This window comes from Streptomyces sp. NPDC050211 (assembly GCF_040656035.1).
Classification (GTDB): domain Bacteria; phylum Actinomycetota; class Actinomycetes; order Streptomycetales; family Streptomycetaceae; genus Streptomyces.
Map to the genome: position 1 here is coordinate 1 of NZ_JBFALC010000024.1, position 19,812 is coordinate 19,812.

15 protein-coding genes and 1 pseudogene are annotated in these 19,812 nt (G+C 71.4%); 4 read left to right on the top strand and 12 right to left on the bottom strand.

Annotated elements, in window-relative coordinates:
• The 3 genes and pseudogenes from AB0I98_RS23435 to AB0I98_RS23445 all read right to left on the bottom strand — a co-directional run.
• Positions 1 to 178 (bottom strand): annotated as a pseudogene (locus tag AB0I98_RS23435) (fructosamine kinase); the annotation flags it as partial.
• 136 nt (positions 179 to 314) lie between these two features.
• Entirely contained in the window at positions 315 to 959 is a 645-nt protein-coding gene (locus AB0I98_RS23440; protein ID WP_362944725.1) for an endonuclease, read from the bottom strand.
• Between the two features lie 86 nt (positions 960 to 1,045).
• On the bottom strand, positions 1,046 to 1,891 hold the full coding sequence (locus AB0I98_RS23445; protein WP_362944727.1) for an EamA family transporter: 846 nt from the start codon (positions 1,889 to 1,891) through the stop codon (positions 1,046 to 1,048).
• Positions 1,892 to 2,010: 119 nt separating this feature from the next.
• Between AB0I98_RS23445 and AB0I98_RS23450 the strand changes: the two genes are divergently transcribed.
• Positions 2,011 to 2,244, top strand: a complete 234-nt coding sequence (locus AB0I98_RS23450) for a hypothetical protein (protein WP_362944729.1) — start codon at positions 2,011 to 2,013, stop codon at positions 2,242 to 2,244.
• Between the two features lie 129 nt (positions 2,245 to 2,373).
• Complete coding sequence (locus AB0I98_RS23455; RefSeq protein ID WP_362944731.1) at positions 2,374 to 2,565, top strand: CsbD family protein; 192 nt, start codon at positions 2,374 to 2,376, stop codon at positions 2,563 to 2,565.
• 67 nt (positions 2,566 to 2,632) lie between these two features.
• Here the strand turns inward: AB0I98_RS23455 and AB0I98_RS23460 are convergent, their stop codons facing one another.
• The gene (locus AB0I98_RS23460; protein ID WP_362944911.1) at positions 2,633 to 5,380 is read right to left on the bottom strand and encodes a Tat pathway signal sequence domain protein; all 2,748 of its coding nucleotides are present in this window, start codon (positions 5,378 to 5,380) and stop codon (positions 2,633 to 2,635) included.
• Between the two features lie 239 nt (positions 5,381 to 5,619).
• Between AB0I98_RS23460 and AB0I98_RS23465 the strand changes: the two genes are divergently transcribed.
• Entirely contained in the window at positions 5,620 to 7,524 is a 1,905-nt protein-coding gene (locus AB0I98_RS23465; RefSeq protein ID WP_362944733.1) for a glycoside hydrolase family 97 catalytic domain-containing protein, read from the top strand.
• Between the two features lie 49 nt (positions 7,525 to 7,573).
• Here the strand turns inward: AB0I98_RS23465 and AB0I98_RS23470 are convergent, their stop codons facing one another.
• From AB0I98_RS23470 to AB0I98_RS23505, 8 genes are all read right to left on the bottom strand, one after another.
• On the bottom strand, positions 7,574 to 9,517 hold the full coding sequence (locus tag AB0I98_RS23470; RefSeq protein WP_362944735.1) for a DUF2264 domain-containing protein: 1,944 nt from the start codon (positions 9,515 to 9,517) through the stop codon (positions 7,574 to 7,576).
• 36 nt (positions 9,518 to 9,553) lie between these two features.
• A complete protein-coding gene (locus tag AB0I98_RS23475) occupies positions 9,554 to 10,582 on the bottom strand; it encodes a hydroxyacid dehydrogenase (protein WP_362944737.1) in 1,029 nt (342 codons plus the stop codon).
• Entirely contained in the window at positions 10,579 to 11,421 is an 843-nt protein-coding gene (locus AB0I98_RS23480; protein WP_362944739.1) for a carbohydrate ABC transporter permease, read from the bottom strand. The genes AB0I98_RS23475 and AB0I98_RS23480 overlap by 4 nt, the downstream gene beginning before the upstream one ends.
• Positions 11,418 to 12,377, bottom strand: coding sequence for a sugar ABC transporter permease (locus tag AB0I98_RS23485; protein WP_362944913.1), 960 nt, complete (start codon positions 12,375 to 12,377; stop codon positions 11,418 to 11,420). The genes AB0I98_RS23480 and AB0I98_RS23485 overlap by 4 nt, the downstream gene beginning before the upstream one ends.
• Before the next feature lie 18 nt (positions 12,378 to 12,395).
• Complete coding sequence (locus AB0I98_RS23490) at positions 12,396 to 13,712, bottom strand: sugar ABC transporter substrate-binding protein (RefSeq protein ID WP_362944741.1); 1,317 nt, start codon at positions 13,710 to 13,712, stop codon at positions 12,396 to 12,398.
• A 111-nt stretch (positions 13,713 to 13,823) separates the two neighbouring features.
• Positions 13,824 to 14,918, bottom strand: a complete 1,095-nt coding sequence (locus tag AB0I98_RS23495; RefSeq protein WP_362944743.1) for a LacI family DNA-binding transcriptional regulator — start codon at positions 14,916 to 14,918, stop codon at positions 13,824 to 13,826.
• Positions 14,919 to 15,002: 84 nt separating this feature from the next.
• The gene (locus AB0I98_RS23500; protein WP_362944745.1) at positions 15,003 to 16,766 is read right to left on the bottom strand and encodes an FAD-dependent monooxygenase; all 1,764 of its coding nucleotides are present in this window, start codon (positions 16,764 to 16,766) and stop codon (positions 15,003 to 15,005) included.
• Between the two features lie 46 nt (positions 16,767 to 16,812).
• Positions 16,813 to 18,750: a maleylacetate reductase and hydroxyquinol 1,2-dioxygenase domain-containing protein gene (locus AB0I98_RS23505; protein WP_362944747.1), complete on the bottom strand. Its 1,938-nt coding sequence runs from the start codon at positions 18,748 to 18,750 to the stop codon at positions 16,813 to 16,815.
• A 181-nt stretch (positions 18,751 to 18,931) separates the two neighbouring features.
• Here AB0I98_RS23505 and AB0I98_RS23510 point away from each other — a divergent pair, with 181 nt between their 5' ends.
• Positions 18,932 to 19,810 carry an AraC family transcriptional regulator gene (locus AB0I98_RS23510; RefSeq protein WP_362944749.1) on the top strand — a complete coding sequence of 293 codons (879 nt, stop codon included), beginning with the start codon at positions 18,932 to 18,934 and terminating at the stop codon, positions 19,808 to 19,810.
• Positions 19,811 to 19,812 lie beyond the last annotated feature (2 nt).

The window sequence follows — 19,812 nt, forward strand, 5'->3', positions numbered from 1 at the left end:
GCCAGCGCAGCCCGGCCGCTTCGGCCTGCGCGGCGGCCGGGCCGTCACCGCGCTTGACCATCACCATGAGGCCGTCGTCGAGGGTGACTTCGGAGAGTGCGGCGTTGAGCCGACGCTCGTGGGTCACCTGGCGCCCGGTGAGTCGCGCCGCAGCCGCAAGCGGGGTTCCGGCGGTCATGAGCGAGGGTGCCCGTACGCAAGGCGGCTGTGTGTGTCAGGGCTGTACCCCCGCGCGGCTTCGATCAGGTCCGGCACGGCGCCAGCGTAACGCGCCATCCCGGCCGTGCCCTGGCCCCGTACTCCGGAACGCCTTGTCACGCCGCCTTCGCGGCGTCGAGCACCTCGTCGGCCAGGGGCTTGTCGAGGGCCGCGTGGACCAGGCCGTCCGCGAGCCGGGGCACGTCACGCTTGCCCACGAATCCGGCCAGCTTGTCGGGCGACGTCGGCAGTCCGAGCCGGCGCGCACCGTCCTGGGCCTTGCGATCGAAGTACGGTGCGAACTCCGGCCATACGCCCTGCACGTCGCGCAGGAAGATATCGGCTCCCGTGGGACCGATCCCGGGTATGTCCTGCAGGGCCTTCTTGGGGTCGGATTCCTCGCGCAGTCGCCGAAGATCGCCCTTGTAGCGTTCCAGCAGCAGCTCGGCCCCCTTGCCGAGCAGGGTCGCGGTCCGCTCGTCGTAGCGGCGGTAGCCGCCCTCACCGAGCGCGTCGACGCGTTCCTGCCAGGACGCCTCCGCCATCGAGCGGGCGTCGCGCATCCCGGCGTCGAACAGCGCCCTTGCCGCCGCCACCGCGATATCGGCCTTGATCCGGGCGCTGAGCAGGATCGCCAGCACGAGCGTCTGGTAGAGGGGGCCGGGGGTATTGCGCAGCCTGATCCCGGCCTGCGCCGCGTAGGTGCGCTCCTGCCGGTCGAGCAGGGCCCGGACCACCGCGTTGTCGGTCTTCGCAGTCATCGTCAGCCACCGATCCAACAGAATTCCGAGGTGCTCCGGGTACCCGTCGCAGGTCCGGTCGACGCGGCCGTACGGCAGCCGTCTGCTCACCCCAGACTGAGCAGGACGATCGCGACGCCCGCGATCAGCAGACCCGACGTCTGGGTCCGGGTGACCTTCTCATGCAGAACGGCGAGTCCCAGGGCCGTCGGGACCGCCGGGTACAGGGAGGCCAGGACGACGGCGACGGCGAGCATCTGCTGGTGGGCGGCGAGCAGATACAGAATGAGCCCGAGCGCCGCTCCCGTCCCGATCAGCACCGCACAGCCCAGCGACCGGACGGGCCGGCGGAACTCGGAAGCGTGCCGCCGGATGCCCGGGAGCAGGAGGAGAACCGCGGCGACCCGGCCGGCCGCCACGGGCCACAGGCCGCTCGCCGGGTCCGCCTGGGCGAGGCCGATGTACTGGACCGCCACGCCCCCACTGGCGATCAGACCGTCCACCGGCAGCCGCCGCCCGGACGGGGCTCGGCTTCCGTGGCCGTCGCCGCCGGCGGAGACGAACCACAGAGCGGGAACGGTGGCGCAGATGCCCAGCCAGGCGAGCGGAGTGGGCCGGTCGCCCAGCAGGAAGACCCCGCACAGCACGGACAGCGCCACCCCGGTGACCGCGCTCACGGGGATCACGATGCTCATGGCGCCACGGCTCAGACCGCGGTTGAGGAAGTGCATGGCCACGGCGCTTCCGGCGCCGGAGGCCGCGCCCCAGGCGACATCCGTGGACCGGACCGCCGTCGCGGGTATCAGCAGCGCGGCGACGACCGCCAGGAGCAAGCCTCCGACCTGTCCGAGGAAGGTGACGACGGCGAAGTGGACGCGGCGGGACAGCAGTCCGCCGGCGAAGTCGACGATGCCGTAGCAGACCGCGGAGGCCAGGGCGAGCAGAGCACCCATCCGCTCCAGGTGCCCGCCACGGCCGTCGTCATCCCCTGGTCACCAGCGCTCGGGAGGCCGTGTACGCCTCGCCGCTCGGGGTACTCGATCGTTCCGTTCGGGACCGGAGGAGGTTCACCATGACCAGCAGCACGGAGACCGGTGGCGTCACGGGCACGCCGGACAAGGACTACAACCTGATCTGGTACGTCGAGGCCTGCCTGAGCAACGCGCTGCGGCTCGAGACGTACATCCAGGACGCGGAGCGCGAGAAGGACACGGAGGTCGTGGACCTGTTCCGCAAGGCGCAGGCCGACAGCCGCAAGGGCGCCGAACTGGGCAAGCAGTTGCTGCGTACGCGGCTGAACGGCTGACCGCGTCCGGAAGGCCCGCCCCGGCCGTTCGGCGGCGCGGTGCTCACACAGCGTCATCGTCCGACGCGCGGGGTCTGCCCCACCCGCTTACTTTGGGCGGGCAAGCCCTGTCTCACCCAAGGAGGAGCCATGGCCGACAAGGGCCGCGCGGACAAGATGAAGGGCAAGGCCAAGGAGATGACCGGAAAGGTCACCGGCGATCGCGAGATGCAGACCGAGGGCAAGCTCGAGCAAGCGCGCGCAGAAGCCAAGAAGCTCAAGGGGAAGGCGCAGGAGCGGATCAAGCAGACCGGGCGTTCCGCGAAGCGGGACGGCGCCTGAGCGGGCGGGACCGAGGCCGCGGACACGGTGGACCCGTGCCGCGGCCTCGACTCATGCGGTGCCCCGCCTACCCGCCGACCGCCTCCAGCGAGAGCGCGAAGACGTGGGCCCGGGCGGTGCCACCCGTCGGCGCGGCCAGGGTGATCCCGGTGAGCTGCCGGGTCGCGTCGACCTCGACGACCTGGTGGAAGATGGCCGCCTTGGTGCCCAACGGCCCGTTGCGCGTATGGACCTGACTGGTCGTCACCGCTGCCGTCTCGCCGTACGCGGGTCCCGACGCCAGCCAGCCGGTGAGCCGGAGCTGTGTGGAGGCGGTGGTCCCGTCGGCGTACCGGAGCGTCGCCGGGACGGTGACGTTCCCCGTGTCGCCCGCACCGAGCACATGCAACGTGCCGTAGGCGCCCTGCGGTACGGAGATGTCCTGGCCGCCCGCGACGACGTTGTTGTTCGTTCCCTCGCTGCCGTTGGTGAAGGCGAAGCCGATCCCGCTGTCGGAGGTCTGGCCGGTCTGCGGGAGCTGGGCCATGGGGTAGGTGCGGCCGGTGCCGTCGAAGTCCCCGTCGCCGTAGTACATCTCGGTGGTGATGCCGTCGTTGTCGAAGTGGCCCGTCAGGTCGAGCTGGGTGACGGTACCGGTCTGCGGCAGCTCCGGCAGGCCCCACCGGTCGGCGGGAGCGGAGATCGGTACGGGGGCGATCCGCAGCTCGGGGCGCCGGCCCGCCGGGTGGATCACGGCCTCCGCGCCCTGGGGCAGGTCGAGTTCGACGACGCCGTCGCCGAGGTCGCGCCAGTCGGGAGCCGGGCCGCCGATCCCGGCGACCGTGACGCGCCCGCCCAGTGAATGGCGCACCCGGCAGGGCTCTCCGGCGAGACTGCGGACGCGTACCCAGCGGGTACGGCCGCCCCGGCGGACGGCGCTGACGAGGAACGCGCCCTGGGTGCGGAAGTCGTGCAGCGTGACGTCCCGCCACTCCCCCGGCACCGCGGGGAAGATCCGGATGGTGTCGCCCCAGCTCGTGCAGAGCATGTCGTGCAGGCTCTGCGCGGCCGACAGCGGAGTCTCGATGACCGGGCCGGCCTCGTAGTACATGGTGTTGGGCTGGACGAACCGGGCCACCAGCTCCCGCAGATACGTCAGCGAGTCGTCGCCCCGGCCCATCATCGCGGAGAGGGACGCGGCACCGGAGAAGCTGTAGCCGCGCAGGGCGCCCTCGAAGCCGATCCAGTGCTTCAACGACCGCTCGATGAGGTCGCGTTGCTCGGGCTGTTCCCAGTTGACGAGGTAGAGGGGGTACACGGCGAGCATGTGGGAGTAGTGGCGATGCGACTTCGCGAAGGGAACCCCGGCGCCGATCATGAAGCCGTTCGCGTCCACCGGGTAGTCGGTGAGCCGGTCCAGGACGTGCCGCCACTTGGGCGCCAACTCATCCTCCACGCCGAGCAGTTCGACGGTGTCGAGCAGGGTGGCGCAGCTCCAGCGCAGCAGCGCCAGGTCGTAGTTGCAGTCGGGGGCGCTGCCGTACTCCGGTGAGAAGGTCTTCGGGAGGTGGAGCCGGCCGTCGTCGCCCTCGGACAGGAAGTGCAGGTAGTAGGTGGTGGAGCGGCGCAGAAGCGGGTAGAGGATGTCCTCCAGCAGGCCCCGGTCCATGGTGTGGCGGTAGGTGAGCCAGACGTTGTGCAGCGCCCAGGGCAGGTTGCCGACCTCCGGGTCACCGGAGCCGCCGGGGACGGCGACGCTGCCGTTGTCCTCGCACTGGGCGTCGGTGGAGCGGCGCAGGCCCGCCGAGTCGGCCCGGTACTCCGGCTTCAGGGCGCCGATGAGGATGTCGGTGTTCTCGGCGAGGGTGCGGGGGATCGCGTCCAGCTCCAGGTGGTTGGAGCCGTGCACCGGCCAGTACTCCAGCTGCACGTTGAGGTTCCACCAGACGGCGGGCCAGGGGGTGGGTTCCAGCCAGGGGCCGGTGGTGGCCATGACGGGGGCGTGCTCGCGGGCGGCGGAGGCGAGCTTGTAGAGCTGGAGCCAGTAGAAGCTCTGGAGCATGCCGTCCGGGAGTGAGACGAAGCTCTTGCGGTAGAAGGCGTGCCACCAGTCGCGGTGGGTGCGCAGCAGGGTGGAGACGGGCAGCGCGGACGCCTTGCGGACCGCCGTGCGGGCCCGGCCCTCGGCGTCGGTGCCGGGGTGGGAGTGGGTGACGGCCAGGCAGAACGTCCGGTCGTCGCCGTGGGCGCGTTCGCGGTGGGCGCTGGCCGTCTGCCCGCCCGCGACAAGCGACTGCACCACCAGAGTCGTGCCGTCCGGCTCCTTCGTGGTCACCGGTGCGGGGTTGGGTTCCAGGTCGTCGGGCGGATCCTCGCGGACGATGCGCGGGCTGACGGCGGGTGAAGGGACGTACTCCCAGCGGAAGTTCCGCTCGCCCGCGTCCGCGCGGGCCGTGACGACCAGCAGCGTGCGGTCGTTGTGGACCAGCGCGCGCAGCCGGATGGCGCCCTTGTCGGTGGTGAGGGTGCCGGTGACCTCCGCGTTCCACAGGTCGAGGCGCAGATCGGCGCCGGTGATGGTGCCGACGGGGTGTAACAGCAGGTTGCCGACCGGGAGGCGGGCCACGCCCCAGTCGCTGCCGAACTCCGGCCGGTGGTCCTGGACTTCGCTGTGGTGCACGGTGAAGCGCAGGGCGTTGCGGCCGGGCTCCTGGTACACGATCGAGCCGAGCAGCCCGTTGCCGAGGAAGGGCCCCTCGTACCAGGTGCGCGGCAGCCGCCTCCACACCGGGTCCTGTGCGGCGAGGAACTCCTGCCACTCGCGGTCGGTCCGCATACCGACCAGGCCCCCGGCGCCGCCGCCCTGTTGAGCGGCCGCCGCCGGTGCGGCGACCGACGTCGCGGCACCGGCGGCGACACCTCCGAGAAAGCCTCGTCTGCTGACTCTCATCATCGATCTCCCTCAGATTGATCCGATGACTTGGCTAGACGGGAGCGTAAGAAGCGGCTAATGATGCGTCAATACACCGAACAGCACGACAGATTCACCCGATGACTCGTGAGTGGGAGGCACACATGCGTGTCGTACGATCCACAGTCACCAGAGCCCTGACGGTCGCCGCCTGCCTGGCGGCGCTGTGCGTTCCGACCGCCGCCGAAGGCCAGGACGCCGGCCCGGAGCGGAGCTGGCGCACCGCGGCCCCCGGCAACGGCCCCGTCTCCGCCCAGCTGTCCCTCACCGACTCCGGCGGCCTGACCCTGACCGCCCGCGACGGCCGTACGACGGTGCTGCGGCCGTCCGCCCTCGGCATCCGTACCGCCGTCACCGACTTCTCCGCCGGGCTGAGCTTCGTCAGCCGCCGGGACCAGACGGTCCATGAGACGTACACGACGACCAGCGGCGCCCGGACCCGGCACACCCTCGACGCCACCGAATCCGTCTTCACCTTCCGCAAGCAGGACCGCATGCTGCGGATCGCCCTGCGGGTCGCCGCAGACGGCGTCGCCTACCACTATGAACTCCCGCGGGGCGACGGCGACTCCGGAACCGTCACCGTGCTGGGCGAGACCTCGCAGTACGCGGTGCCCGCGCAGGCGGACTCGTATCTGCTGCCGTACGACAACGGCCGCCAGGACTACGAGTCCATCCACCAGCACACGACGCTCGCGCAGGCCAAGACCGGTACCGACTACGGCTACCCGTCCCTGTTCCGCGTCGACGCCGACAGCTGGATGCTCCTCGGCGAGTCCGGCCTCGACAGCTCCTACGCGGGCTCCCGCCTCACCCTCGACCGCGTCGACGCGGACGCGGGCCGCTTCAGCCTGAAGCTGCCCGACCCCGCCGAGGTGGCCACGGCGCCCTTCGCGACTCCCTGGCGCACGATGGTGATCGGCGATCTCGCCACCGTCACCGAGAGCGACCTGATCACCGATCTCGCGGCGCCGTCCAAGGTCGCCGACACCTCGTGGATCAAACCCGGCAAGGCGGCCTGGTCCTGGTGGTCCGACGGGCAGAGCCCGACCAGCCTCGCCGCGCAGAAGAAGTTCGTCGACTTCGCCGCGGAACAGGGCTGGGAGTATGTGCTCGTCGACTCGGGCTGGAGCAACGACTGGATGCCCGAACTCACCGCGTACGCCCGGGAGAAGGGCGTCGGAGTCTGGCTGTGGGTGCGGTGGCAGACCATCGACGCGGCGAGCGAGATCAACACGTTGCTGCCGCGCTGGAAGTCCTGGGGTGCGGTCGGGCTGAAGATCGACTTCATGGAGTCGGACGGGCAGGACCGGATGCGCTGGTACGACGCGATCTTCGCCGGGAGCGCGAAGTACGAGCTGATGCTGAACTTCCACGGCGGCACGATTCCCCGTGGGCAGCAGCGGACGTGGCCGCAGTTGATGACCGTCGAGGCGGTGCGGGGCGCGGAGGGTACGCGTCCGCGGCCGGGGCGTGAGCCGTTCCCTGCGGGGCATTACACGACGCTGCCGTTCACTCGTAATCTCACCGGGTCCATGGACTTCACGCCGGTCACCTTCACCGGTGTGCGGCCCACCAGTGATGCGGCCGAGTTGGCGTTGTCGGTGGTGTACGAGTCCGGGGTGCAGCACTTCGCCGACAGTGTCGAGTCGTATGCGGCCCGGCCGCTTGCGGAGCGGTTCCTGGCGGGGGTGCCGACGGTTTGGGACGACACCGAGTTGGTTGATGGGGCGCCTGGGGATCGGGCGGTGTTCGCTCGGCGGGCGGGGGGTGAGTGGTTCCTGGGGGCGGTGACTTCTGGGGGTGCGCGGACGCTGGACGCGTCGCTCGGGTTCCTTGGGTCCGGGCACTGGCTCCTCGATCTCTATTGGGATGCTCCGGGTGGTGGTCTTGGCGTCGAGACGCGTGAGGTGACTGCTGATTCACGGCTTGTTGTGGATGTGCCTGCGAACGGTGGGTTTGCTGCGCGGGTTTGTCCGGCGGAAGAAGGGCGTGTGAGCTGCGGGTAGTGGTTCACCGTGCGGGTCGTGGGGGCTGGTCGCGCAGTTCCCCGCGCCCCTATCGGGGCGCTGTTGTGAACGTGGTGACCATGGGGCCGGCCTCGCCGAGGTGGACGATCGTGCTGGTGCCGTCCATCCAGTGGGCGGTGAGGGTCAAGTCGTCCACCTCGGCGGTGACTTGGTCTGTGAGTGGAGGTGGGTCCGGTTCGGCGGTGAGGGAGGCCAGGGCGGCGAAGATTGTGCCGGAGGGGGTGTCGGTGACGGTTCCGGTGAGTTCGGGGAGGAGGGCCCAGGGGCCGTAGGCCGTGCCCTGGGGGGCGCGGGCGATGCTCTGGTGGTGCCAGCCGTGCAGGCCCAGGAGTTGGCTGGTCACCTCCTCGCCGGTGATGCGGATCTCGTCGGCTTGTCCGGCTTCGGGGGCCGCCTCTGGTGACAGGGCGACCGCCCAGCCGGTGTGGTGGACGGGCGTTCCCGGCGGTACGCCGACCGTGCGGTGCACGCGTAGTTCGAGGTTGCCGTGGGCGAGGGTCAGGCTTTCGATGCGGGCCGACGGCAGGACGGGGCCGCCTTCGGGGAAGACCGGGCGGTGCCAGGAGGCGAGCCAGTTCGGGCCGCCGGCAAGGGGGTTGATGCGGATGCGGGCGCTGCGGGTGCCGCGGGCCTCCAGGGCGATGTGGTTGTCGGGGGTGTTGGCGGCGCTGGTGGGGCCGGTGCGGGTGGAGTAGGCGAGGCGGGCGTAGAGGGGGTTGCCGGGCGCCCGCTCCGGCTCGCGGGAGTCGAGCTTGTAGCTGCCGTGGTTGTGCAGGCGGACCAGGCCGTCCCGGGCGGTGGTCTGGACGAGCAGTCCGGGGGCTCGCAGGGCGAGTGCGCGGTCGGGGCCCTCGGCGGGGGCTCGCTCCTCCGTCGCCGTCCACACCGGGTCCTCGGGCGGGAGCAGCAGGGCGAGGAAGCCCTTCGACGCCCAGTACGGGGAGCCCGGCCCCGAGTAGCGCTGGAGCGTTGCCGCGTGCGGGCCGTACCAGCCGAGGGTGAGGATGCCGTCCTCGGTGAGGGCGCCTCGGTCGAGGAAGTGGCGCAGGGCTCCGCTGAGGATGCGGCGGGTGGTGCCGGGGGCGAGTGGGGTGCGGTCGGTGAGGGCGCCCAGGGCCACGGCCGCGGTCGCGGCGAAGCGGTACGTCAGGGAGCGGCCGTGGTGGATCGGGGCGCCGTTCGCGTCGAAGAGGAGGGCGAAGCCGTCGAGGAACTCGCGGAGGCGGGGGCCGAGCCGCTCCAGGAGGGGGCCGTCTCCGGCCAGGTGGGCGTGGAGGAGGGGGTAGAGGTGCAGGGCCCAGCCGTTGTAGTGGTCGAAGGCGCGGCCGTCGCCGTCGGAGTACCAGCCCTGGCCCTGGTACCAGCCGTCCAGCAGGTCGAGGCCCCGCTGGATCGCTCGGCGCGTCTCCGTGTCGCCCCGGCCCGCGGACTCCAGGAAACCGGCGACCGTCAGCGGGAAGAGGTACCAGTTGTTGGGTGCGGGCGTGTGCGTGAGCGCGCCGCGCAGCCAGCGTTCGACGCGGTCCTGGTCGGCGGCGGAGAGGGTGTCCCAGGTCCAGGGCGCGGTGAGACGGAGGGCGAGGGCCACCGACGCGGACTCCACCATGGGCTGGCCCTGGATGCCGTGGTGGCCGATCTCCGGCCAGGACTCGGTGTCGTCGCGGCCCGGGGCGCGGGTGCCGCGGACGAGGCCGGCGGTGTAGCGGTCCAGGAAGCCGTGCGGGTCCTTGCCCGAGGCCCCGGCGGTGCGGAGGGCGGCGAGCAGGAACGTACGGGCGAAGCCCTCCAGGCCGTCGGAGCGCACGCCGGACTTCGAGGGCGGGCCGGGCAGGTCGATGAGGGCCTGGCCGGGGGTGGTGTAGCGGAGCGCGGCGGTGAGCAGGTGGTCGGCCACGGCTTCCCAGTGGGCGCGGGTGTAGCCGGTGTACGGACTGAGGGTGCGGTCTTCGGGCGGGAGCGGGAGTTCGGGCATGGCCGGGCCACGCCTCCTGTTCGTCTCGGGCTCGCCTCAGGCGAGACGTGCCAGGCGTTCGGGCCGGACGGGGTGGGCGAAGGGGCGGCCGAGGACGTACGACTCGACCTCGGCCAGGGCCAGTTCGGCGAGGCGGCGCAGCTCACCGCCCTTGGAGCCGGCGATGTGCGGGGTGAGCAGGACGTTCGGGCAGTCGTAGAGCGGGGAGTCGGCGGGCAGGACGTCCGGCTCGGTGACGTCCAGGACGGCGTGGAGTCGTCCCGATACCACCTCGTCGGTGAGGGCGTCCTGGTCGACGACGGCGCCGCGTGCGGTGTTGATCAGGGTGCCGCCGGTGCGCAGCCCGGCGAGGAGGTCGCGGCTGACGAGGCCGCGGGTCTCGGGCAGCAGCGGCGTGTGGACGCTGACGGTGTCGCAGCGCGCGAACAGCTCGGGCAGCGGCACCGGCTGGGCGCCGAGGGCGCGGGCCTCGGCGTCGGATACGTAGGGGTCGTGGAGGAGCACCGTCAGGTCGTGCGGGCGGAGCAGGTCGATGACGCGGCGGCCGATGATCGAGGCGCTCAGGATGCCCACCGTGCGGCGGTAGTTGCCCGCGTCGGGGTGGCGTTCGTTCCAGTCGACGCGGCGGCGCTCGGCGCGGTAGACGCGGGCGGTCTCCAGGACGCGTTTGTTGGCGAGCAGGATCATGGCGAGGGTGTATTCGGCGACCGGTACGGCGTTGGCCGCGGCGGCGGAGGAGACCGCGAGGCCGCGCTCCCAGCAGGCCGGGGTGATGTGGTGGCGTACCGTGCCCGCGGTGTGGATGACCGCACGCAGCCGGGGCGCGGCATGCAGCACGGCCGCGTCGAGGGGCGGGCAGCCCCAGCCGGTGACGAGCAACTCGGCGTCGGCGAGGGCTCGGTGGGCGGCGGACGTGGTCAGGTCGTCCAGGACGAGGTGCGGGTCGATGTCGGTGAGGTCGGCGAGGCGGGCCCGCGCGTCGGCGTCGAGGACCTGGCGGGCGGTCCGCTGCGCCATGGCCAGGACGGCGCGCGGGCGGCGCCGGTGAGGGCGGGGTTCGGTCATTTCACGCTTCCGGCGGTCAGGCCCGACTTCCAGTACCGCTGCAGCGTCACGAACGCGACGATCAGCGGGACGACGGCGAGCAGCGAGCCGATGACGCCGAGCGGGTAATACTCGGGCGAGACGGTGGCGGAGCTGTTCCAGGTGTAGAGGCCGAGGCTGAGCGGATACAGGTTCTGGTCGGAGAGCATCACCATGGGCAGGAAGAAGTTGTTCCAGATCGCGGTGAGCTGGAAGAGGAAGACGGTGACGAAGCCGGGGCCGAGCATGCGCAGGCTGACCCGCAGATACGTCTGCAACTCCCCCGCGCCGTCCACCCGGGACGCCTCCAGCACCTCGGTCGGCACATAGCCGCTGCTGAGCAGCCGGGCCAGGTAGACGCCGAAGGGGTTGAACAGCACCGGGATGAACACCGCCCAGAAGGTGTTCACCAGGCCGATGTTGGACGCCACCAGGTAGAGCGGCAGGGCGAGCACGGTCGGCGGGACCATGACGCCGGTGAGGACCAGGCCGAACAGCTTCTCCTTGTGCGGGAAGTCGTACTTGTCGAAGGCGTACCCGGCGGCGACGCTGATCAGCGAACCGACGAGGGCGCCGACGACCGCGTACAGCAGGCTGTTGAGGTACCAGCGGCCGTAGACGCCGCCCTCCATGGCGAACAGGTCGGCGAGGTTCCGCCCGAGCGAGAAGTCGCCGAGGCTGAGGATGTCGCTGCTGAAGAGCGCGTCGGAGTTCTTGGTGGAGGCCAGCAGCAGCCACAGGCCGGGCAGCAGGGTGTAGAGGGCCGCGACGAGGACGACGACGTTGGCGACGGCGCGGCTGGTGAGTCTGCTCGTGGTCATCGCGGGCTCCGTTCGCGGCGGCCGGCCCAGCGGGTGACGGCGTACGACAGAGCGCAGGTGACGACGAGGAGGATCACGGAGGCGGCGGAGGCCAGGCCGTAGTTGTTGCGGCGGAAGGCGGCGTCGTAGATGTACATGTTCGGCGTGTAGCGGGAGTTGACCATCGGGGTGGCCTGGTTCATCAGGGTGGGTTCGGTGAACAGCTGGAGCGCGCCGATCAGGGCGAACATGCAGACCATGACGACCGAGCCGCGGATGATGGGCACCTTGACCCACAGCGCGGTGCGCAGGCCGCCCGCGCCGTCGATGCGGGCGGCCTCGATCACCTCCCGCGGCAGGGCCTGGAGGGCGGCGTAGAAGATCACCATGTTGTAGCCGAGGCCACTCCACAGCGCGATGTTGACGATGGCCGGCAGCACGGTGTGCAGGCCGAGGAAGTCGATGTGGATGTCCGCCTCGGCGAACACCTTGATGACGGGGCTGAGACCGGGCGTGTACAGGTACAGCCAGATCACCGCGGCGATGATGCCGGGCACCGCGTGCGGGAGGTACAGCATCATCTGCGCGGTGCGGCGCAGCCGGACGAGGCCGGAGTCGAGGAGCAGGGCGAGTGCGAGGGCGCCGACGACGACCACCGGGACGAAGATCACGCAGTACAGGGCGATCACGGCGAAGCCGGAGCGGAAGCTCGGGTCGTCGAGGACCGCGAGATAGCTGCGCAGCCCGGTGAAGACGGTGGTGCCGCCGCCGAAGCCGAGACCCTCGTGGTCCTGGGAGAAGAGGCTGAGGTAGACCGAGTAGCCGACGGGGACCAGGAACACGGCGATGAGCAGGGCCGTGAACGGGGCGAGGAGCGTGACGCAGGCGAGGAGTTGCTGGCGGCGTCCGGCGCGGCGGGTGCGGGCGGGACGCGTGGCGGGGGGTTTCGTTCCCGTGCGTTCTTCTTCGGAGAGCACTGTGCTCACGGCTGCTCCTCAGTGGGTGGTGACCGACAGGCCGAGGCTGCTGAGGTCGGGCAGCGTTCTGCGCTCCCCTTGGCGCAGGGCGCCGATGATGCTGCCGCTGCCGGCTCCGGCCTTGGCGAACCCGTCCTCGACGGAGGTGATGGTGGAGGTCATGCGCGGGCCCCACTGCCAGCGCGGGGAGACCAGCCGGGCGGACTGCTGGAAGAGCCCGAAGATGTCCTGGCCGGAGTAGTAGGCGGTGTCCATCTCCTTGCGGGCCACGGGGACGAGCGGGGGTACGGCGGGGTAGGCGCTGCTGATGCCGCTGGAGAGCTTGGCGCGCAGGGCGTCCGGGCTGGTGACCATCCAGATGATGAACTCCAGCGCCTCTTCGGGGTGTTGGCTGTCCTTGGTGACGGCGAAGGTGGAGCCGCCCTGGGTGCCGAGGGACGGTTTCGCGGGGTCCCACTGCGGGAGCGGCGCGATCGCCCACTTGCCCTTGCCGCCGGGGGTGGAGTTCATCAGCGAGCCGGCCGCCCAGGCGCCCGCCATATAGCCGACGGTCTCGCCGTTCTGAAGGTGCGCCCGCCACTGCTGGCTGTCCACGGGCTCGACACGCACCAGGTCCTGGTCGACGAGGCGCTGCCAGTAGGCGGCGACCTTGCGGGTCGGGGCGTCGTCCATGGTGATCCGCCAGGTGTCGTCGGCGGTCCGGAACCACTGGGCGCCGGCCTGCCAGGCGAAACCGGCCATGTGCTGGGAGCCGTTGGTGAAGAAGCTGGCGAGCCGGGAGCCGGGGTCGGCCTTCTTCAGCGCACGGGCCGCGGTCTCGAACTCGGCCCAGGTCCGGGGGACTTGGATGCCGTACCGGGTGAGCACGTCCTTGCGGTAGAAGAACATCATCGGCTCGATGTCCACCGGCACGGAGTAGATGCGGCCGTCGAGGGTGGTGAGGTCGAGGGCCTGCGGGAGGAACGTTCGGCGTACGTCGTCGGGGAGCAGGTCGGTGAGGTCGCGGGGCACGCCGTCGATGGCGTAGCCGGGCAGCTGGGGGTACTCGATGGTGGCGACGTCGGGGGCGTTGCCTGCGCGGGCGGCGTTGCTGAGCTTGGCCCAGCCGCCCTGGGGGCCGGACGGGACCTGCTGATAGTCGACCCGGATCTTGTCCTGGCTGCGGTTGTACTCGTCCACGACCTCCTGGGTGCCGCGCAGCGCCGACCAGAAGGTGAGACGCACCGGCCCGGTCCCGGCGGTGTCGCCGCCGCCCGAGGAGCAGCCGGCGAGCAACAGGGTCATGGCGGTGAACAGGGCGGCTGTGGCCAGGCGTACGCGTCGTCGAGCCGGCATGGGGCCTCCCGCGTCCTTGCTGGGTTACCCAAATCCTGAGCGGGAGACGAAAAAGGCGTCAATACATCGAACAGAAGAAACTAAAGCGGTCAAACGAACAAGTCGTGGGTGTCAGCGACCGGTGCGCGTGCCCGTGGACTCCCGGATCACCAGGCTCGGCAGCAACTCCACGTGCCGTGTCGCCCCGGGGCGCAGTCCCTCGCGGGCCGCACGGAGGCGGCGCAGCAGCAGGCCGAAACCGATCCGGCCGAGCTCGGTCTTGGGCGGGGCGACGGCCGTCAGCGGGACCGGGCCCATGTCGGCGACCACGTCGTTGTACGCCACCACCGAGCAGCGCCCCGGCACATCGATCCCGGCCGCCTGCAGCCGCTGCACCAGCACCAGCGCGTCCATGTCGCTGTGGATCAGCACCGCCGTCGCGCCGGTCTTCCGCACCGCGTCCACCAGGTCCGCCGAGCGCGGGTCGGCGGCGGACGGGTCGGGGCCCGCGGTACGTGAGCTGAGGATGGTCCGGCAGCCCGCGGCGAGACCCCGGGCGGCGGTCTGCCCGGCGAACTCGTCACGGATCACGCGCGCGGTGGGGCTGTCGTCGCGTGCGGCCAGGACGATCCGCCGGTGGCCGAGGCCGGCCAGATGCTCCAGCGCCAGGTGCACGCCGTACGCGTGATCCGAGCGCACGGAGTCCAGCGGGTAGATGGCGCTGGTGCGGGCGGGGCGCCGCTCCACCAGCACGACGGGTACGTCCAGGGCGGCCAGCCACGCATGGTCCGCGTCCATCTCCTCGGCGCGCGTGCGCCAGTGCGGCGACAGCAGCAGCCCGCGCGCGCCGCCGTCGAGCGCCTGCCGCACCGCCTCCCGCTCCGCCCCGCCGTCGTCGGCCGCGATGTGCAGTTCGAGCCGCAGCCCGGCCTTCTCCGCGGCCTCGCGGGCGCCTTGGACGGCCTCGGTGAGATACGTGTTCCGCTCGGGCACGATCATGGCGACGGCGTCGCCCCCGGCCAGGCTCTCTTCGGCTACCGGCCGCAGCGACCGCGCCACCCCGTGCCCCCGGCGCACCTCTCCGCGTCGGGCCAGGTCCTCGACGTCCCGGCGCATCGTGACGACCGAGACGCCGAGTTCGTCGGCGAGATCGGTGAGGCGCGCGACACCCCGCACCCGCACCAGCTCCGCGATCCGGGCCTGCCGCTGCTCCGCCGACTCCCGCATGCCCTCACCGTTTCCGATCGATCGCCCGCGACATCTCCATTCTACCGATCAATCGATCAGAACGAGCGGGCGCAGGACCGACCGTTACGCAGGCCGGCAGAGAACCGCCGTCAGCGCGTCCCGCAGCAGGCTTACGGCTTCGTCGGCGTCAGCGGCGCCACTCCCCCGGCGCCAGGCCACGTACCCGTCGGGCCGGACCAGCAGCACGCCCTCCTCGTCGATCTCCGCGCGGCGGCTCCACTCGCCGTACGCGTCATGGGCGTCGCGGTCGATGACGACGCCGCGCAGGTCGAGGCCGAGTTCCTGGGCCAGGGCGTCGGCGGCCTCGGCCCATCGCACACCGGCGAGACCGGTGACGACGCGGAATCCGCCCCTGCCGACCAGGTCGAGCGTCGAGATACGGCCGCCCTTGTGGTCGACGAGCCAGGCGTGCGGCAGCTTGGCGCCGGGGCGGGACGTCGGGCAGCCGAAGAGTTCGTCGTCGCGGGTGATCGTCTCGACGGTGCCGTCGGGGAGGACGGCGGCCGACTCGTAGCGCTGGTTGTGCTCGACGCCGTGGGCGTTGAACTCGTAGTGCTTCAGCTCGATCGCCTCGCGGATGGCCCGTCGCTTCTTCGCGCCCTCGGCGTCCGGCTGCCGCGCCGCGTGCAGGGCCTTGGTGATGCCCTCCTCGTCCCCGCCGACGACGCCGAGGGCTTCGAAGAGGGGCAGGAACTGGTCCCGGGAGAGGTTCGCGCGCTCGACGATCTGCCGGGCGACCGGGGCGCGTTCGTCGGAGTAGGTGTCCAGCAGTTCGGGCCCGGCGTGCCCCTTGAGGACGGCCGCCAGCTTCCAGGCCAGGTTGTAGGAGTCCTGGACGGAGGTGTTGGAGCCGAGGCCGTTGGACGGCGGGTGCCGGTGGACGGCGTCCCCGGCGCAGAAGACGCGTCCGGCGTGCAGCCGGGTCGCGTAGGCGTGGTTGACGGTCCAGAGGGAGGCGTTGTCGATGCGGACGTCGAGCTGGTCGTCGCCGACGAGGTCGCGGACGATCGCCGCCGCCGTCTCGTCGGTGACCTCCGGCGGAGGGTTGTCGATGTCGTAGCCCCAGACGATGAGCCACTCGTCCCACGGCCGCACCATGCGCAGCAGGCCCATGCCGATCCCGCCGACGTCGGCGCCCGGGCGCATGATCCAGTACAGGACGCTGGGGCGGTGCTCGACGTACCGCGCGAGGTCGGCCTTGAAGACGATGTTCATGCTGCCCGCCTTGCCCATCTGCCCCTCCATGGGCAGCGCGAGCTTCTCCGCGACGAGGCTGCGGCCGCCGTCGGCGCCGATCATGTACCGGGCGCGTACGGTGTGTTCGGTGCCGCCGGGCCGGTCGCGGAGGGTGGCGGTGACGCCGTCCGCGTCCTGCTCGAAGTCGACCAGTTCGGTGTTGAGCCTGACCACGGCGCCCCGCTTGGCCGCGTTGGACAGGAGGATCGGCTCCAGGTAGGTCTGCGGAAGGTCGATCATCCCGCAGGGGCTCTGTGCCGCGTACTCGGTCAGGCTCTCGTCCGCGGTGCCCCAGGTACGGATGCGGCCTATCTCGTCGCCGAGGAGCGACGTGGCGAAGACGGTGTCACCCATCAGATGGCTCGGTGTGCCCTTCTCCAGGGCCTCCTGCTCGATTCCCAGGTCGCGGAAGACCTCCATCGCGCGCTGGTTGGTGATGTGGGCGCGTGGGGTGTCCGCGAGCCACCCGTACTTGGTGACCAGGTGGGTGCGCACACCGTAGGTCGCCAGCAGCAGGGCCGCGGTACCGCCGGCGGGGCCGCTGCCGATGACGAGGACGTCGGTGTCGTAGTGCTGCTCAGGCGTACTCATGCTGTCTCCGTGAAGCAGTGTCAAAAACCGTGAGAAGAAGGGCTGTTCAGTCGCCGAGGCGCGCGATGTGGAACGTGAACTCGAGCAGCCGCCACTCCCCCTCGACCGGCCGGCCGTCGGGTGTGGGGCCGGTGCGCGGGACGAAGTCCGTGATCAGGTCGTCCTTGACGCCGAAGACCGCGTCGCGCTGCCCGGGGGCGCCGTCGAGGTAGGCGCCGCCGCGGACGAACAGCTGGGTGATCAGGGGCTGGTATCCGGGGGCATCGATCAGAAAGTGCACGTGCGGTGCGCGGTAGGGGTGGCGGCCCACCGCGGAGAGCATCCTGCCGACCGGCCCGTCGTCCGGGATCGGGTACTCGGACGGGAGGATCGACCAGAACGTGAACCGCCCGTCCTCGTCGGTGGTGAACCGGGCGCGCAGCACCGGCCCGTCCAGATCCGGGAGTTGGACGTCGTAGAAGCCCTCCTCGTTGGACTGCCACACGTCCACGACGGCCCCGGGGACCGGTGCGCCCTCGCGGTCGGTGACCCGGATGTCCGCCCACAGCGGTGTGCCGGTGAAGTCTCCCGCGATGTCGCTGCCATGTTCGGCGGAGGGTGGCCCGGCCACGTAGAAGGGGCCGAGGATCGCCGACGAAGTGGTGTCGGGCGTACGGGAGTTGGTGAGGGCGTCGACCACGCTGGACACGCCGAGGGTGTCGGAGAGCAGGATGAACTCCTGCCTGGTGTCGGTGGTGATGTGACCGGCCTCGGTGAGGAAGTCGATCGCGAACTGCCACTCCTGCGGGGTGAGGTCGTTGCGGATCGTGTAGCCGTGGAGGGTGCGGGCGAGATCGGTCAGGAGCTGTCTGAGGCGCGGGTTCTCGCAGCCGGCGAAGCTCGCCACGACCTCTTCGGTGAGCGGACGCAGGTCGGGAGGCCCTTCGGGGCGGCGGCCCTGCCAGGCGTTCCGCAGCAGGCCGGCGACTCCGGTGCGGGTCAGTTCGCGCGGGTTGGGGTACGGCTGTGCGGTGGCCAGTTCCGCCGCGCGGTCCAGGTCGGATTCGGACAGGCCGAGTTCGCGCAGGGAGGTGGGGCCGCCGACCCGGTGGATCAGGTCGAAGACGCCCGCGGGGGCGTCGGGCACGCCCAGGGCGCGTGCGACGCGCTCCATCGTCTCCGGTGCGGCGGGCGCGTTGTACGCCATCGCGTGCGGGAGGACCACGGTGTGGGTCTCGGCGTGCGGCAGGCCGAAGGCGCCGCCCAGTGTGTGGCAGAGCTTGTGGTGCAGCCCCATGCCTACGGCCCCCAGGCACATGCCCGCCAGCCAGGCGGCCTGCAGCAGCTCGGCCCGTGCCTCTGCGTCGGTCGGGTCGTCGTGGAGGGCGGGGAGCGCCCTGCCGATGGCGGTGACCGCCTCCACGGCCATGGCGTCGGTGACCGGAGTGGCGTCCGGCGAGTAGAGGGCCTCCACGGCGTGGGCCAGGGCGTTGATGCCGCTGGTCACTGTCGCCGGGACGGGCAGGCCGAGGGTGAGCTCGACGTCGTACACGACCGTTTCCGGCAGGATCGCGGGCGCGGAGCGGGTGGTCTTGCGGCCGTCGACGGTCTCGCCGAGCACGGGGGTGACCTCGGACCCGGCGTACGTGGTCGGCACGATGACCTGAGGCAGATCCGTGCGGACCGCCAGCGCCTTCGCGAGGCCGGTCGTCGAACCGCCGCCGATCGCCACCAGGCAGTCCACACTCCGGTCCCGCAGCAGGCGCAGGGCCTGCTCGGTCACCTCGACGGGCGTGTGCATGGCCGCACCCGCGAACTCGGCCGTCACCAGCTCGCCCAGGACTCCACGGAGCCGCTCGGTGTCCTTGCGCAGCGCGCGTGACCCGCCCGACAGGAGCATCACGCGGGACCCGCCGAGCCGCTCGGCCTCCTCGCGTACCCGGTCGAGGGTGCCCGCACCGAAGATCACCCGGCTCGGTCCGGCCGTATGGACGAAACTCCTCATGAGGCCGCTCTCCATGCTGTGCTCTGTGGGGGTCGAGGCGTCTGCGGCAGTATCCGTACCCGGTGGCGCCTCGCGCCTGCACAATCGCCGCATCCCGCTGCACGAAAACGGCGACATTCGCTGCCGCTTGCCCACGTGAGCGCGGGAACGGGAGACTGACCGGGGCGCGAAGGAGGGCCGTATGGGCGAGATGGGACTCGGTGACACCCACGGCATCCTGGCGCGGCCGGGCGTGCGTCCCGTCCGCAGCAGCGCGGGGCTCGGCTGGGAGCGGCTGTTCGTGTCGACGCAGCGGGAAGTGCCGTACCGGGACGCCTTCCCCGGAGCCGACAGCCATCTGCTGATCCTGCACCTGGACGGACCCGTGACCGTCCGGCGCGGACGCCGAGGACTGACCGCCGCCCGGCAGGTGCCCCCGGGCGGACTGTTCCTGCATCCGGCCGCCACGGAGCTGGACGTGGAACTCGGCGGCCATCTCAACACGGTGCATGTCTACCTCTCGGACGCCGCGCTCCAGGCGACGGCGGACGACGAGCGGACCGTGCGGCTGAAGGAGGAGTTCGGCACCACGGACCCGCTGCTGGAACAGCTCGTGCTCGCGCTCGACGGAGTCGTACGGCGCTGGGAGCCCAGCGGGGCCGTCTACGCGGACCAACTCGCCCTCATGACCGCGGCGCAGCTGGGCCGGAGACACAGTGTGCGTCAGCGCGACACCGACGAGCCCCAGCGGCAAGTGGGGCTCAGCGACCGGCAGTTCGCGGCCGTCCGGGAACTTCTCGACGCCCGGCTCTCCGAGCCGCTCTCGCTGGCGGACCTCGCATCGGCCACCGGGCTGAGCGTCAGCCAGTTCGCCCGGCGGTTCAAGGCCCGCACCGGGTGCCCTCCGCACCGGTATCTCGTGCGGCTGCGGGTGGAGCAGGCGGCCCGGCTGCTGCGTGCGGGCACCCTGCCGATCGCGCAAGTGGCCGCCGCGTGCGGCTTCTCCCACCAGGAGCACCTGACCAGGGTGCTCCGCTCCCACCTCGGTACGACACCGGCGGCGCTGCGCCGCGCGGGCTGACC